The sequence below is a fragment of the Endozoicomonas sp. OPT23 genome (genome assembly GCF_009653635.1).
GTDB lineage: Bacteria > Pseudomonadota > Gammaproteobacteria > Pseudomonadales > Endozoicomonadaceae > Endozoicomonas_A.
The window spans coordinates 874,351-889,678 of the sequence record NZ_PPFD01000003.1 but is presented as its reverse complement, the minus strand read 5'-3'; the positions used below and the strand labels follow the sequence as shown (position 1 = coordinate 889,678).

At 46.8% G+C, this 15,328-nt stretch carries 10 protein-coding genes; 6 read left to right on the top strand and 4 right to left on the bottom strand.

Translation table 11 applies throughout. The features are described from left to right. Nucleotides 1–26 precede the first annotated feature (26 nt). Entirely contained in the window at nucleotides 27–1,241 is a 1,215-nt protein-coding gene (locus tag EOPP23_RS09805; protein WP_194842560.1) for a bifunctional diguanylate cyclase/phosphodiesterase, read from the bottom strand. A 458-nt stretch (nucleotides 1,242–1,699) separates the two neighbouring features. Between EOPP23_RS09805 and uvrD the strand changes: the two genes are divergently transcribed. Beyond that, on the top strand, nucleotides 1,700–3,862 hold the full coding sequence (gene uvrD, locus EOPP23_RS09800; RefSeq protein ID WP_153765932.1) for a DNA helicase II: 2,163 nt from the start codon (nucleotides 1,700–1,702) through the stop codon (nucleotides 3,860–3,862). Nucleotides 3,863–3,931: 69 nt separating this feature from the next. On the opposite strand, the gene EOPP23_RS09795 is transcribed toward uvrD, so the two are convergent. Next, complete coding sequence (locus tag EOPP23_RS09795) at nucleotides 3,932–5,095, bottom strand: MFS transporter (RefSeq protein ID WP_153765759.1); 1,164 nt, start codon at nucleotides 5,093–5,095, stop codon at nucleotides 3,932–3,934. 162 nt (nucleotides 5,096–5,257) lie between these two features. Here EOPP23_RS09795 and EOPP23_RS09790 point away from each other — a divergent pair, with 162 nt between their 5' ends. Next, entirely contained in the window at nucleotides 5,258–6,370 is a 1,113-nt protein-coding gene (locus tag EOPP23_RS09790; RefSeq protein ID WP_153765758.1) for a TRAP transporter substrate-binding protein, read from the top strand. Between the two features lie 38 nt (nucleotides 6,371–6,408). Here the strand turns inward: EOPP23_RS09790 and murI are convergent, their stop codons facing one another. Further along, entirely contained in the window at nucleotides 6,409–7,194 is a 786-nt protein-coding gene (murI, locus tag EOPP23_RS09785; protein ID WP_153765757.1) for a glutamate racemase, read from the bottom strand. A gap of 244 nt (nucleotides 7,195–7,438) precedes the next feature. Between murI and cdd the strand changes: the two genes are divergently transcribed. The 4 genes from cdd (at nucleotide 7,439) to EOPP23_RS09765 (ending at nucleotide 12,003) form a co-directional block, all read left to right on the top strand. Beyond that, nucleotides 7,439–8,347 carry a cytidine deaminase gene (gene cdd, locus EOPP23_RS09780; RefSeq protein WP_153765756.1) on the top strand — a complete coding sequence of 303 codons (909 nt, stop codon included), beginning with the start codon at nucleotides 7,439–7,441 and terminating at the stop codon, nucleotides 8,345–8,347. Nucleotides 8,348–8,407: 60 nt separating this feature from the next. Further along, nucleotides 8,408–8,662 (top strand): hypothetical protein, encoded by a 255-nt coding sequence (locus tag EOPP23_RS09775; RefSeq protein WP_153765755.1) that lies wholly within the window; start codon nucleotides 8,408–8,410, stop codon nucleotides 8,660–8,662. 200 nt (nucleotides 8,663–8,862) lie between these two features. Next, a complete protein-coding gene (locus tag EOPP23_RS09770) occupies nucleotides 8,863–10,563 on the top strand; it encodes a hypothetical protein (RefSeq protein ID WP_153765754.1) in 1,701 nt (566 codons plus the stop codon). A 168-nt stretch (nucleotides 10,564–10,731) separates the two neighbouring features. Continuing rightward, nucleotides 10,732–12,003, top strand: coding sequence for an FAD-dependent monooxygenase (locus EOPP23_RS09765; protein WP_228550643.1), 1,272 nt, complete (start codon nucleotides 10,732–10,734; stop codon nucleotides 12,001–12,003). A gap of 72 nt (nucleotides 12,004–12,075) precedes the next feature. On the opposite strand, the gene EOPP23_RS09760 is transcribed toward EOPP23_RS09765, so the two are convergent. Then, the gene (locus tag EOPP23_RS09760) at nucleotides 12,076–15,129 is read right to left on the bottom strand and encodes a hypothetical protein (RefSeq protein WP_153765753.1); all 3,054 of its coding nucleotides are present in this window, start codon (nucleotides 15,127–15,129) and stop codon (nucleotides 12,076–12,078) included. Between the last annotated feature and the right edge of the window lie 199 nt (nucleotides 15,130–15,328).

Below are 15,328 nucleotides of genomic sequence, written 5' to 3'. Positions count from 1 at the left end.
TCTTGTAGTTATACTACAAAACTCTGTCAGTTTGACAGAGTGGCTTGATAGTCAGACAAAATTCTAACCAGTTGCCCTTCAGGAATAGGTGGACTGATAAAGTGTCCCTGCACTTCGTCACAGCTGTATTCCTTGAGCAGATCAATCGTTGCCTGTTTCTCAACGCCCTCAGCAACAACCTTCAGATCCAGCTTATGTGCCATGGAGATAATACTTTCCAGTACAGCCCTGCCTTTAGAGCATTCAGTGACGTCTCTGATAAAGGATCTGTCGACTTTGAGGCTGTCTACGGAGAGGTTTTTCAGATAACACAGTGATGAATAACCGGTTCCAAAATCATCAATACTGGTTTCAAGCCCCAGTTTTTTAATTTCCTGCAGTGTCTTCATCGCATCGTCAAACTGTTCGATGAGCACTGACTCAGTCAGTTCCAGCTCAAGCGAACCGGTGCAGAGACCTGTTTCATTCAGACTATTCTTTATTTGTTTTATCAGGCGTTCGCTATGAATGAGCTGAGTGGTAGACAGGTTGACGGAAACCCCTGTATCAAAGCCTAATTGCTGCCAGCGACTGGCATCACGACAGGCTGTTTGAATAACAAATTCGCCCAGCTGATGAATAAGCCCGGTTCGTTCAGCCAGAGCAATAATATGAATAGCAGGAATATAACCAAAATCAGCATGATGCCAACGAATAAGGGCTTCTGCTTTGGTAATCTGTTGCTGCTTAAGGCTGTATCTGGGTTGGTAATACACTTCCAGCTGGTTGTTATCCAGAGCTGTTTTCAGGTCGGCTTCCAGTTGATTTTGTTTACTTTGGTCGTTTGCCTTGGCTTGAGGTGAACGCAGTTTACTGGCGAAGCCAATGGCACTGAGAGCAACCAGCCAGCCTGCAATCCAGCTTAGAGGGATTGCTTCTGAATGCAGACCAATAAACAGAGCAAAAGGGCTGGCGAGGGCACCCGTATAGCCAACAATACTACGAAAATCGGGTGCAAGAAGCAGACTGGCACAGGCAGAAAGAGCGGTAATAACTAACGGAATAATAAACAGCTGCTGCACATCGAGTAATGAGAGGGTTAGTACCGGAGCCGCTCCCGTGAAAAGGCCTAGAGCGCAACTATGCAGAAGTCGTTTGTTGGATATTTCCAGTGTCAGTTTTGGAGAGAGCCATTCAAAAAGAGTAAAGCCGGCAACCCAACCCAAAAGAATCAGAGGGTTCAGGCTGCCTAAAAACAACATGGCTAGTGCCAGTAAAGCTGAAGAGGAGAATAGTGATAGTTGGCGATAGCCGTGCGCGAATTTTTTTTCATCGCTGTGATTGTCACCCCTGTTACCAGTAGATGACGGAAGACTTATGTTATTCAGATGGGTGTCTGTATAGAATTTGTCCTGCTGTTTGATTCCCATTAATGCAATATCTTCAGCGTTCGGCAGCTAGGACCAGGATTCATTCCAGGGTCTGGGTGCGCAATGTTAAGTTAAGTGTCTCGACTGGCTGCGTCCTGCAGCGAATGAGTCATCTTTCACCCAAGGCCGCACAGTATCAACTGACTGCATACCAGTTTCAATACTCCTATGTTCACCAATTAGGTAAACTGTGATTTTATTCAGTGATTTAACGGCTGAATGTTGCAACTCACAGCCATAATGCAAGTCGTTGTGGCGAACATCTACCAGTGGAACCCTCATATCCGGCTATGGACGTAACTCCCATTATCGACTCCCTGAACGATGCCCAGCGTCAGGCAGTAACCAACCCACCGGGCTCCATGCTGGTGCTGGCGGGAGCTGGTAGTGGTAAAACCAGAGTACTGGTTCATCGAATTGCCTGGCTGGTTCAGGTAGAGGCTATGTCGCCATACTCTATCATGGCGGTAACCTTTACCAACAAAGCTGCAGCAGAGATGCGTTCCCGTATTGAAGAGCTGTTGGGTATTCCTCCCAGAGGTATGTGGGTAGGCACCTTCCACGGTTTGTCTCACCGTCTTTTACGGGCTCACCATGCCGATGCTGGTTTACCAGAGAACTTCCAGATACTGGACAGCGATGATCAGTTGCGGGTGATTAAACGACTGATGAAAGCTATGAATCTGGACGATCAGAAATGGCCGCCCCGTCAGGCTCAGTGGTATATCAACGGTAAGAAAGACGAAGGTTTACGTCCGGATTACATTGATCCCGGTTATGACCCTTTTGAACGAACCATGCTGGACGTTTACCGAGCTTATCACCAGTACTGTGATCAGGTTGGTGTCGTAGATTTTGGGGAATTGCTGCTGCGTTCTCACGAACTCTGGCTGAAAAAACCGGATATTCTCAAGCACTACCGTGAACGCTTCCGCTATGTGCTGGTGGATGAGTTTCAAGATACCAACGCTATTCAATACGCCTGGTTGCGAATGCTGACCGGTGATGAAGACAAGATGATGGTAGTCGGTGACGATGACCAGTCTATCTATGGCTGGCGTGGTGCCCGTATCGAGAATATTCGACAGTTCTCAAGGGATTTCCCAAAAGCCGAAACCATACGACTAGAGCAGAATTACCGTTCGACTAGTAATATCCTTCGTGCGGCTAACGCTGTCATCGCCAACAACCCGGATCGTCTGGGTAAAGAACTCTGGACTGAAGGCAATGAAGGCGAGCCTCTACAGGTTTATGCTGGCTTTAACGAGATGGACGAAGCCCGTTTCATTACTGATCGAATCCGTGATGCAGCCAGTCAGGGAATGGCTCGCAGTGATATGGCCATTCTTTATCGCTCCAATGCTCAGTCACGTGTGCTCGAAGAAGCCATGTTGCGCTCATCCATTCCTTATCGAATCTATGGTGGTCAGCGGTTCTTCGAACGGGCAGAAATCAAGAATGCTCTGGCTTACCTGAGACTGGTGAGTTCGCCGGAAGACGACACTTCTATTGAGCGTGTTATCAATATTCCCGCTCGTGGTATTGGTGAGAAGACGGTTGAAAAACTGCGTGAAACAGCACGTTCTCAAGAGTTGAGCCTCTGGCAGGCTATCAAAAGTGTGATTGCCGCCAAGGCTATTGGCGGTAAGGCTGGACGATCACTGGCTGAGTTTGTCGAGATGATTGAATCTCTTGGCAAGTCGGGCGAAGAACTGGATCTGGGTGAACTGACTGACCATGTTATTGCGGTATCGGGTTTGATCGAACATCACCAGAAAGAAAAAGGCGAGAAAGCCAGAGCAAGAGTTGAAAACCTTGAAGAACTGGTTAATGCCTGTGGCGAGTTCGACATAGACGACTTTGAGCAGGATGAAAACAGTGTTCCTTTGTCGACACTGGATGCCTTCCTTGCCAATGCAGCGCTGGAAGCGGGTAATAATCAGGCCGATGAATTTACCGACAGTGTTCAGATGATGACTCTGCACTCTGCCAAAGGCCTGGAATTTAAACTGGTATTCCTCTGCGGTATGGAAGAAGGTTTGTTCCCTCATAAAATGGCGTTGGAAGAAGGTAATTTGGAAGAAGAGCGCCGTCTTTGTTATGTAGGCATTACCCGTGCCATGGAAAAGCTTTATATCACCTATGCCGAGAATCGCAGACTCTACGGCAATGACACAATGAATCGCCCTTCCCGCTTTATTCGGGAAATTCCTTCAGAGCTTCTGCAGGAAGTGCGGCTGGGTGGCAGCATTACTCGCCCGGTTGTGGCTAAACCTTTGGGACAGCCTGACCATGGTTTGTCACTGGGGCAGCGGGTTCATCACGATGTATTCGGTGAAGGGATTGTTCTCAATTATGAAGGAGAAGGTTCTCAGGCCCGTGTGCAGGTGAACTTTGACTCTGAAGGATCCAAGTGGCTGATGATGGCTTATGCCACTCTGACAGCACTGTAAAAATCTACGATGCACGACAGAAGAATCCGAATCCTGTCGTGCAAACTTTCCCACTTATTCCAGCGGCAGTCACGTGCTTTGCTGTTTTCTCCAGTAAACCACAGATGCCAGCAAGGCCAGAATGACGGGAATGGTTACCAGCAGTAAACCGTTCCAGCCTAACCAGTGTAAGACTACTCCTGATAATAATGCACCACTGGCCTGAGTGGTGAACACCAGTACATCGTTCAATCCTTGTGCCTGATGTTTCTCGTCCGGGTTATAAGTACTGGGTAGCAAAGAGGTGCCAGCAATAAAGAGAAAGTTCCAGGCAACTCCCAAAATCAGTAAAGCCCACCAGTAATGCATAAAGCTCCGATCTATCAGTCCAACAATGATGCAGATTCCGAGCATCATCAAGCCTGTGACAATCATCGTGGCATGACCCAGTCTTTGGATTAGATACCCTGAAAACAGTGATGGCAGGAACATAGCGGTTATATGGCTCTGGATTACCCACTTGGTGTCTGTGAGAGAAAAGTGATCCATGTCGTGCATACTGATGGGCGTTGCCGTCATGATAAAGCTCATAACACCAAACCCGACTGCTGCACTGGCAGATGCGATCCAGAATCCCTGACGTTGAAGCAGCTTACTTGTGTGAAGAGGCATCAGTTCGGCTGATATTTTTATCTCGGCCGGGTTTTGAAAACCACTGGCTATGATGATAAACGACAGAATAAAAAGCCCGGCTAGCAATAGAAAAGCACCACTAAATGTGTCGTTCAGCAGTGATTGACCTATTGGGACCAGTTCAGGCCCTACCCAGGCTGAGATAAGCCCGGCGACCATCAGCCTTGCTGCCGCTTTTGGCATTATGTCTGGAGACACTGACTCCATGGCAGCAAACCTAAACTGCTGGCCAACAGCAACGACGACACCCATCAGGGTGCTGGAAAGAACGAAGCCGAAAAATGATTGTTCCTGCAACGACAACATAGCCAGGAGTGATGCACAACAACCAATCAACATGCCTGTCATGAACACTGTTTTTCTGCCCAGAATTTTTGAAAAATACGACGCAGGGTAAACAGAGCAGGCTGTACCAATAACCAGGGCTGCTACAGGCAGTGTGGCCCAAATGGATGACTCGACAATTTCCCGACTGGCCAGAGCGCCTGAAAAAACCATGAGAGGTGCTGCGCACATGGCAAGCGCCTGTGCAAAAAAGAGTGTCCATACGTTGGCAGGCATGCCGTTAACTTCCTGTTGGTTTTTTCGGGATTATGCCCACTATTTCCGTGGTACAACATCATTATCTATCCAGACGTCTTGTGCCTGTACGTATAACCACCTAACATGCGAAGAGTCTGAAGTACCAACAAAAAATAATAAAACAACAGAGAGCAGGCTGACATGAAACGCCGTAATCTTCTCGCATCGATGGGACTCGCAGCTGCCGCTGTCGTTCTGTCCGGATGTAATCAATCTGAAAAGCAAACAGCTGCCGCTGAAGCTGCTCCTGCACCACAGCAGCAAACCTATGAGTGGAAGCTAGTCACCTCATGGCCGAAGAACTTCCCTGGTCTGGGTATGGGGCCTGAACGCTTTTCGTCTCTCGTGGATGAAATGAGCAATGGCCGAATGAAGATCAAAGTATACGGCGGTGGTGAGCTGGTGCCACCTCTGGAAGTCTTTGATGCAGTGTCTAATGGTACCGCTGAAATGGGCCATTCCGGTGCCTATTACTGGAAAGGTAAAACAGCACCTTCCCAGTTCTTCGCAACCGTTCCTTTTGGCCTTAATGCTCAGGAAGTCAGCAGCTGGATTCATTACGGCGGCGGTCAGGCACTCTGGGACGAGCTCTATCAGCCATTCAACTTGAAGCCTTTCGCTGGTGGTAACAGTGGTGTGCAAATGGCAGGCTGGTTCAACAAGGAAATCAACTCTCTGGATGACCTGAAAGGTCTGAAGATGCGTATTCCTGGTATGGGTGGTGAGGTATTCAAACGTCTTGGCGGCGTTCCTGTGAATCTTCCTGGCGGTGAACTGTTCACAGCTCTGCAGACCGGAACTATTGATGCTACAGAGTGGGTAGGCCCATATAACGACTTGGCCTTTGGTCTCCATAAAGCGGCCAAGTACTACTACTATCCGGGTTGGCACGAGCCAGGCACTATGCTGGAATTCACCATGAATCTGGATAAATGGAACGAGCTGCCTGCTGACCTGAAGGCCATTGTTTCTACAGCGGCACGTGCAGTGAATCAGGACATGATTGATGAATACACCGCTCGCAATAACTCAGCGCTTAAGCAGCTGGTTAATGAACACGGTGTTCAGTTGAAGCGTCTTCCCGATGATGTTCTGAAGCAACTGAAAGAGATTTCTGCAGAAGTGGTTGCTGAAGTTCAGAATGACAGTGATGTTGCCAAGCGTATTTATGACTCCTACGACGCTTTTCGTCAGCAGTCTAATGAGTACCACAACATTTCAGAAGTTGCTTACTACAAGGCTCGTGACCTTTAAGTAGCCTTCAAGCTGTAGGTTGAATTGCAAGATTTAACCTACAGTTCCCTCACTTCCTTAAAACCCAGTTTTTTTAGTGCAGGTTCCAGACCTTCAACCGTATTCTGGTCACCGCTGTACACGAAAATGTCGGATTTCCCTCTATCTTCAATGTCTTTTCTTTCAAGCAAGCTGTCGACTCTGCGAGCAATAGCCTCCCCTGAATCAACCCATCTCACAGGTAAGGGTGATGCTTCTTCAAGCAATTCTTTCACCAGCGGAAAATGAGTGCAGCCCAGAACTATGCAATCTGGTTGCTGCTTGCCAGAAAAGAAGGGAGAGATAATATCCTTGATAGCTTTGAGTGATACCGCTTTTCCTCGAAGGTGATCTTCTGACAGCTGAACCAGTTCGCTACTGCCGACTCGGACTACTTCACAATGATTGGCAAAATCTCGAACCAGTTGGTCGGTGTACTTTCTTTTCACGGTCCCCGGTGTTGCTAAAAGGCCGATGCAACCATTTTTAGAAGCAACTCCTGCAGGTTTAATGGCAGGAACAACACCAACAACCGGAATATCCAGAAGGTTTCTGGCTCTAGGCAATGAAATCGTACTGGCGGTGTTACAGGCAATGATAGCCAGCGAAGGTTGATATTGATTAGCCAGTTTTTCCAGACAGTGAAGAGTACGGTCAACGACTTCGTCTTCAGGGCGTGGACCATAGGGGAAGCCTTCGTTATCCGAACAGTAAACAATAGGCAGACCGGGAAGCTTCTTTTTAACTTCCTGATAGATACTCAGTCCGCCTATGCCGGAATCAAAAATAACGATGGGCTTTTGCATTGGCTCTCTTATTAAGTCTCTTTGTTAAGGCTGGAACTTTCATTCCAGCAAATAGCATAGATTAGGCAATTCTCAAGGCTTTGCAAATCACTGCTGCAACATAGAGCCCGATTTACCTGTTTGATAGTTTATTTATTAAGTACGTCTCGTTTTGCGAATGTTTGATAAGCGGAACTGCTTACTGGACACCGCTACAGATTAAAGTATGGTTATTTTCCGTACATTATTGTAATGGTTATTCGCCATGCAGACACAAGCCGTCTTTCAGGAAAGAATTTCCGCATTTCCCGCTGAAGCCACTGCCATTCTGGCAGACATCACTCGTCAGGAAGGTATGCTGACGGCTGAGCAGGTCTCGCAACTTAAATCCATTCTCGATTTCTCCACGACAGCTGACCTGATGGTCAAACTGTTGCCCGTTGCTGCTGCGATCAGCGTAGCTCCGGTGTCCGAATTTTACGTAGGCGTTGTCACTGAAGGTGTTTCCGGAAACCTTTATTTTGGCGCTAATATCGAATTTCTTCATCAGCCATTGAAAGTGACCCTGCATGCCGAGCAATGTGCAGTTCTGAATGCCTGGCATAAAGGCGAGAAGAGGCTGGTTCGTTTGGTAGTGAATGAAGCTCCATGCGGCCACTGTCGTCAGTTTCTTAATGAACTGAACTCGGCTGATTCTATCGAAGTCATTGTTCAACACGCTTCTGAAGGTGTGGTAAGACAGTATTCCATGGAAGATCTGCTGCCTAAATCTTTTGGTCCTGCAGACCTTGGCCTGACCGATGCGCTGATGTCTCCCGAGCAGTTTGATCTGACCCTGCCGGAAGAGCATGCAAACGATGATTTGGTTAAGGCAGCGTTTGAGGCAGCCGTAAACTGCCATGCTCCTGTGTGCAAAAGTCCTGCTGGTGTCGCTTTCAGACTGAAGAGCGGAAAAATTGTTGCTGGCCGATATGCTTCTAATGCAGCTTTTAATCCGGGAGCTACGGCTATGGAATCAGCCATGGTGAACTGGCGCCTCTCACTGCTTAACTCAGTGCAGGATGATGTGGTTGAAGCTGTTATGGTTGAGCAGCCTGCCAAGGTTACCCAGAAAGAACTGGCTGAGTCTCAGTTGAAAGACTACGGCGTAGAGCTGCGTTATATCTCTGTCTAGAATCAGAATATAGAGCGCTGGGTTAAAGAACACACAAGGTACAGCAGGGACGCTTAACCTATGAAGATAGAACCTCCAGTCGCGGCAGGAATGCCTGATTACAGTGAAGAGAGTGACCAGCAGTCTGGTGAGCAGAGAAAGGGTTCACAGCATCAGAAGGCTGACTGTAAGCCTATGGTTCCCCACGGTTCTAATACTTCAGAAACAGTCAGAGACCTTAAGTCTCGTAAGGCATCCCGCCGTAAGGAAAAAAGTAAGAGAAGAAGAAAAATTGCTGAACGAAAAGCTCGGCAAGAGCGCAGCAATGAAGAGTAAATAAGAAAATATAAAAAACTGCTTATAAGACCTTTCTATATATCTCGATGAACTAACCCTGCCATTTTTTGTCTACAAATAAAGGACCAACTTGTTCAGAAATAAAGGAAGGCAAAGGAATGGACGGGAAAAGTAGCAAGTGCAGTTTGATAATCTGTAGTACTGTCACTTTGTGCCTGATGCTTGGCAGTGGAAAGTTGATGGCAGAGCCACAACCATTTGTTCAGGGCAGTATTGTTAGCCCTGCCGGCTCCCCTGGTACGGAACTTATTGTTCCAAATCGCACAATTGAACCTGTCGTTACCCTCTCGCCTATATTGTACAGCTACCCTTCATTTCTGCTTAAAGAAGCACGAGGTAGCGACAGTGTAATAGATTTTCTGATGCAGCCCTTTGTGGATACAGCGATAGCTTCAATTCTGGCCACCATTAAAAAGTCTGGTCTTGTCTATGGCAAATACCTGTTCAGTAATGAAACGTATGCCGCTTATATTCAGGCAGCTGTAGGCTTGGTCGGGGCTTATTTTGGCTCTGCTAAAATGCCTGTTGAAACAACACTTGAAGCATCTATTGTTGAAAGCAGTATTCAAAGTTTTGCTGTGCTTAGAGACAAAGGTTTTCAGTTTCATAACACCGACAGTGAACCAGTTCCCCCATCTATTACTGATAGCATTCTTACTGCTCTTTCGCCTGAAAAGAGTATCAATCTGATTGAAGACTCGGCAAACCAGGTAGAAGGCTACGGTAGTCTGATGAAAAGATATCTTCCTAAATTAGGTTTGTTGGGTCATGCGATCACAACCGGTAAAGCAATCTATACAAGAACTCAGGAGCAAATGTATGCGCTTGGCTTTACAGGTGACAGAATTCAGTTGCTTGATGATGACGGTAGCACGGAAGAAATTGCAGATATTTATTTTGTTATACCATCAGGCAGTAAACCAAGCCTTTTTCCTTTTGCCAGTCACTCAGACGAATCAGGGAAAGAATCTTCTTTTATCCCTGAGAGCTTTGAAAGGCGAAGCCTTTATCAACCACATATTGAAATTAACCCGGTTGTAAAAGAAGTGAGTGAAGAGTCACATGATTACGGAAATTCTTTTATTAAGGCTCTGAACAATCTTACTGATGTGATACCTGAACATCACTCGCTTTATTTATTTCCTGAGGTGGATCCACAAACGGCAAGACTGACCTTTGTGCTCGGTCTTTTAGACCTTGATAGAGTTGGTGACAAAATTGATATCAAGTGGTTAACCATTGAAGGTGACTGGAGAGACAGTACGGAATATGAATGGCTTACGGAGCGTTTGGCTCGTCGCTCATTAGTGGAAGTCAGATCAAAGTCTATTTTTTATGACTATGTCTGGGGTGATGAGAGAAACAGCCTTCCAATTCTAAATCCGCTCAGTGCTGAGATGCTGAATAATATCACTGCCGCGCTTGAGCATTATCACAACACGGGTGAACTCAATACACTGGCCGCTGAAGATGTCTCACCAGCTGTTGTTAAGCAGTCAGGCAATTATCTGGCTGCGGTAGATTCAGGAGAAATGGTGTTGTACGTAGATACTTTTGCCTCCCAAAAAACAGAAAGCCCACGGATGGTAATGAAAAGAGCTGATATTCAGGATGTAGATGAGGATCTGTTGGCTACATTGGATAGTGAAAGAATTTGGCGATATTCAGAAGTTATTATGGGAGAAAAGCCATTTGATCCTGCCCGTTGGCAAATGGAACGACTTCTGTTCCGAGTACTGGTTGGTGAGGCGGTTGGTAACTATGCTGATGCGATAGCCAGATATACTACGGGTATGGAAAAGATTCAGTATGGTGACTCGTTTGGAGGTCCTCTAGGCAGTTTGATGTTTTTTAAAGATTTTTCAAAAAGGTCTCAATGAGTCGGACAATTTGTTAACAGATCTGAGTGCTGGCCCTCTTTGTTTGTCTCTTATAAACAATTCAGTTAGAACAACCTTTAATGACGACTTTGATGCGTAGATAATGGCTCGCATAGTTCTATTTAATATTCGATTGCGTGTGTCTACACACTTAAGCATACAGGCAGGATGATGACTGAAGTCAACGGTGCAGAGCATTACGAAGTGCTGATAATTGGTGGTGGTATGGTGGGGTCTGCCATTGCCTGTGCCCTTGGCCAACAGAAAATCAGAGTTGCAGTATTTGATCGTTTGCAGCCAGAAGTATTTGATAAATCCCAGCTTCCTGACTTGCGAGTTTCTGCCCTTAGTTACGCATCTGAACAGTTCTTACGAAACCTGAATGCCTGGCAGCATATCGAACAGATGCGAACTTGCCCCTACCGTCGAATGGCAGTCTGGGAAAAGCTGCACCTTCCAGGAGGTAAAGAGCTGGATAAACGGCCTAATCAAACCCTGTTTGATGCTTGTGAAATAGACCATGAACAGCTGGGGTTCATTGTTGAAAACAGAGTCACTCAATTAGGTCTTATTAAATCCCTGCAGCAACTGGAAACCGTTGGCCTGTATTGCCCAGCCACTATTGAAAGCATGAGTTTTTCCGAACAGAACTCAAGTATTACTCTTTCTGATGGCAGAACATTCACAGGTAATCTTGTGATTGGTGCTGATGGTGCAAACTCGCAAGTTCGTCAGCAGGCGGGCATAAGGCTGGATTACCGTGATTACGAACAGCAGTGTATGGTTGCAACCGTTGAAATAGAAGGCGGTGTACAGGATATAACCTGGCAGGCATTTACGGAAACAGGCCCAGAGTCTTTCCTGCCACTTCCGGATATAGACGGTAAAAGTTATGCGTCTGTCGTCTGGTATAACCTGCCTGAGAACATCAGTCGATTGATGAAGTTGTCCGATCAGGAATTTATCGACGAGCTGACTCGCACTTTTCCAATAGAGCTTCCCGGTATTGTGAAACTGCATGAGCGAGGCTTCTTTCCTCTGGCTCGACGCCATGCTCTGGAATACCACAAGAATGGTGCAGTTCTGGCAGGTGATTCAGCTCACACCATAAACCCCCTGGCTGGACAGGGAGTAAACCTTGGCTTTCAGGATGCTGCCTGCCTTGCAGAAATACTGATTGAAGCCCACAAAGCCGGTGAAAGTCTTGGCGATTCAGAAGTGCTTGGGCGATACGAGAAAGCTCGTAGACAGGGTAACCAACTGATGATGAGCACTATGGACGCTTTTTATCATGCATTCAGCAATGATATTAAGCCCCTGAAGATGGTTCGAAATCTGGCATTGGGACTGGCGGGTGCAACCAAGCCAGCCGTTAAGGAAGTAATGAAATACGCTATGGGTATTTCAGGCGACTTACCATCTCTTGCTCGGAAAAAATAAACAACGCACCATTAAAAAAGCGGCCAACAAAAGTTGACCGCTTTATAGTGTTCCCCGGTTTACTTCTAAGTCTTACAAAGCTTCAAAAATAACCGTTTCGGTAAAATCATAAGACTTCTTGTTGCCAGCCTTATCGTACAGAGTCATCTCTGTCAGTCCCCAGGTGCCCGGTGCAGAGCCTTTTGGCAGGGTTTCTGTCGCTGTGTACTTCTTCCAGGCTGTTGGCTCGCCGTTAAAGAACAGCGTATGAGTATTATCATGACTGGCATAGTAGAAGTGGTTTACACCCTGAGGGTCTCGCAGGTTGTACGACACAGTTCCAAGACCTGACTTATCATCACGAACCCAGTAACTCAGAACAACATTAGTTTCCCCATCCGGTTTGGATGGGTTGGTTGGCGTTCCTTTAATGGAAATACAACGATCAACACCATCTGCACAGGGTTGAATGTTCATTTCTGGTGGCTGGTTGTCAGGGTTACCACCAGAGTTATCAAGGCTTACCTTTGGTGAGGCTTCCCGGTCCGGGTGATTATCAGAGAACTGAGAGCTCTTACGGTTCAGGGCTCTATCCTGCATGGATACATGAGCAACACGATATTCACCGGACTGGTAATACTCAGTCGCGGTTACTTGTGTCTGACACTGGCCATCAATGATGCCCTGAACATTTTTCTGAAACTCCCCATATTCATCCATGGAGTAGTTTGAGTAGGATTGATGGGCAAAACGAGAGAAACAGGCGTTGCTGTCTTTCATTGCCACATCTTCATCAACATCCCAGCGAGCAGTGATAGTGCGAATTACACGACAGCTTGAACCCTGGCCGCTGCAGTTATCGGTATTGAGGTCAGCGGTCTTTCGACCATTAGCCACAGTAATTGCTTTTGAATCACTCAGGCTGAGAGTCAGGGAATCATTGATATATTCAGGTGGAGTAATATCTTCATCGGGATTATTGATAAACATCTGCCAGCCATAATCAGTACTGCGCTGATAGCGTTCATTACCCAGCGGGTCAGTGATAGTAATCTGGGCCGGTGCCCACCAACCGTTCTTTGCCGTATCAGGCAGTGTAAAGGTAGCTCTCAGATGGTCTGATTGACTGCCTCGGCCTGATACCGGGTAGAAATAGATATCTTTGAAGGTATCAATCTCACTGAAGATTCGGGTAAAGGCCAAAGAGGCGCCTTCAAGACAGGAGTCTTTTTTGCAGGAGCTCTTGGTGGTATGAAGTTTCAGGTCGATGGTTACACGTTTGTTGTCCTGAGCTTCCCCCACAACATCGATATTAACTTCCTTGATCTTGCCCGGATAAATGTAGTCAGGATGCAAATTCAGAACTTCAAAAGTCAGGTCGTCACGGATTTCCTGAAGGTACATCACGCCAGCCATCAAGCTGTCGCGAATAAACTCATACTTCGCTGGAGCCCGTGAACGAAGTTTGTCCGGATTCATCAGGAAGTAGGAAACACTTTCTGCCAGATCTTCATTAGGATTTTTCAGCTGTGCATAACCGGAGACAAAGTTAGTGGTTTTGCGTGCTGACCAGCCATCAGAAGCTTCAACATTAATGTTTTGATTGTCAGGGTTATAGCTGGAACCGTGTGTATGTGAAGCGCCACTATTTTCGGTGCTGTACGGCAAATCATTCAGATGACCATCTTCTGCGCCATCCACTCGATACCATTCAGAGAAAGCCAGCCACTTTAGTTTTTGCTGCTTGCTGACATTGTAGTGCCACAGGAAGTGAGTTTTCTCATGGAGTACCAGCCTTTGCATATGTTCAAGGTTGCTGCCCTTGAAGGCTTTTTCCATAAACTCGATATAGCCAGCGCCAGGCCAGGCAACAGCAGGAGCATCCGGATAAAGTGGGTGATCATGACCATTAGCGCGGCGGAACAGATATTTCAGGCCTTGCTTGTTGTTGGCTCCACCACGAATGATATGCATGCCAGAGGGCAGCTCTTCAAACTGGTTGATGATCAGCAGAATTTCTTCTGGCGTAAATGATTGCCATGCAGAGGCATCACGATCTTCACTGGTTACAGCAATATTGTTGTAAACAGAATTCAGGTTTGAGTGACCGGTGTTCTTGCGGGTATCAATTGTGACACCAAAGCGCTTTTCAAGAATGTAGTTAGCCTTGGCAAGGTTCTGACCACCATCCGTCATCTGGCGAATCAGCGCATGATGAAGGCGTTTGGAGAAGTAACGACCACGGCGACCATCAACCGTAGCAATTTTTGGTTCAGCGTAAGTGAACGCCTTAGCATCCAGAGTTACAGTGCCATTGCTGGTTTCAATATCATTAGTGACGGGGGAACTGCTCAGTTTCCAGACAGTTTTTTTAATATTGTTTCTATCCGGCTTACAAGACAGACCGAGTACAGACTGGTCCAGAGAGCAGTGCTTTTGTGGTATCTGTCGTAGAGTTTCCAGTAGACGATACGCATGAGCCTGAGTCCATTGAAGGCTACCGGTGTTGTTCAGCACCACCCGGTAATCCCTGTAAAGCATCTGGGCTGCCGCAATGTTTGGGATTTTACGTTCTACACCTTCGATGTCGACAGTTACAGGCTTGTTAACCTTGGATGCATACTCCAGGCCGCTGACAGTCTGACCATCATCTTTCCATGTGTAAGTGAACTTGCCATCAACATCAGGTGAAGGTTGTTCTTCAACATTCAGGGATGCAACACCGCCAGGTTTACTTTGTACACTGCTGAGCTGCTTATAGCCTGGAGCCTGTACTTTCAGGGAGTATTCAATATTGGGTGTCAGGTTACTGAAACCGTAAGCATCGCCCTGAAGTGTTGCTGTGTGAAGCTCGCCATTGCCGCTTGCTGTAACTGTAGTATCTTCAGGTGTCAGGCCGTTAAGGTTCACAGTGAGTGAACGAACTACCGGCTGGGCCGGTCCTGAGCCGGAACTATTGTCTGCCCCTGAATCAGTAGGGCCAGGGTCCGGTGTATTGGGTGTTGAATCAGGGGCCGAAGAATTTGGGTTGTTGCCCTGTTCAGATTGAGGAGTGGATGGAGAGTCAGAGCCTCCACTGCCTCCACCTTTACAGCCTGCAATCGATAGAGCCAGAAGGCAGGCTCCGGCAATCTTTAAATAGTCCATTTGATTCAACTTCCCGTCAATACCATGAGATCTGATGACAGCGTTTTTGCACGACTTCTGTCATTTATGTTTTGTTATTAATATGTGGAATTATTACTGTTTGGAAATTGCACGAATTACACCGTCATGACCATGAACAAACAGGTAGAACGTGACGGATTACCGAAAATACTGCGGCTTTTGTGATGCTGAACACTCT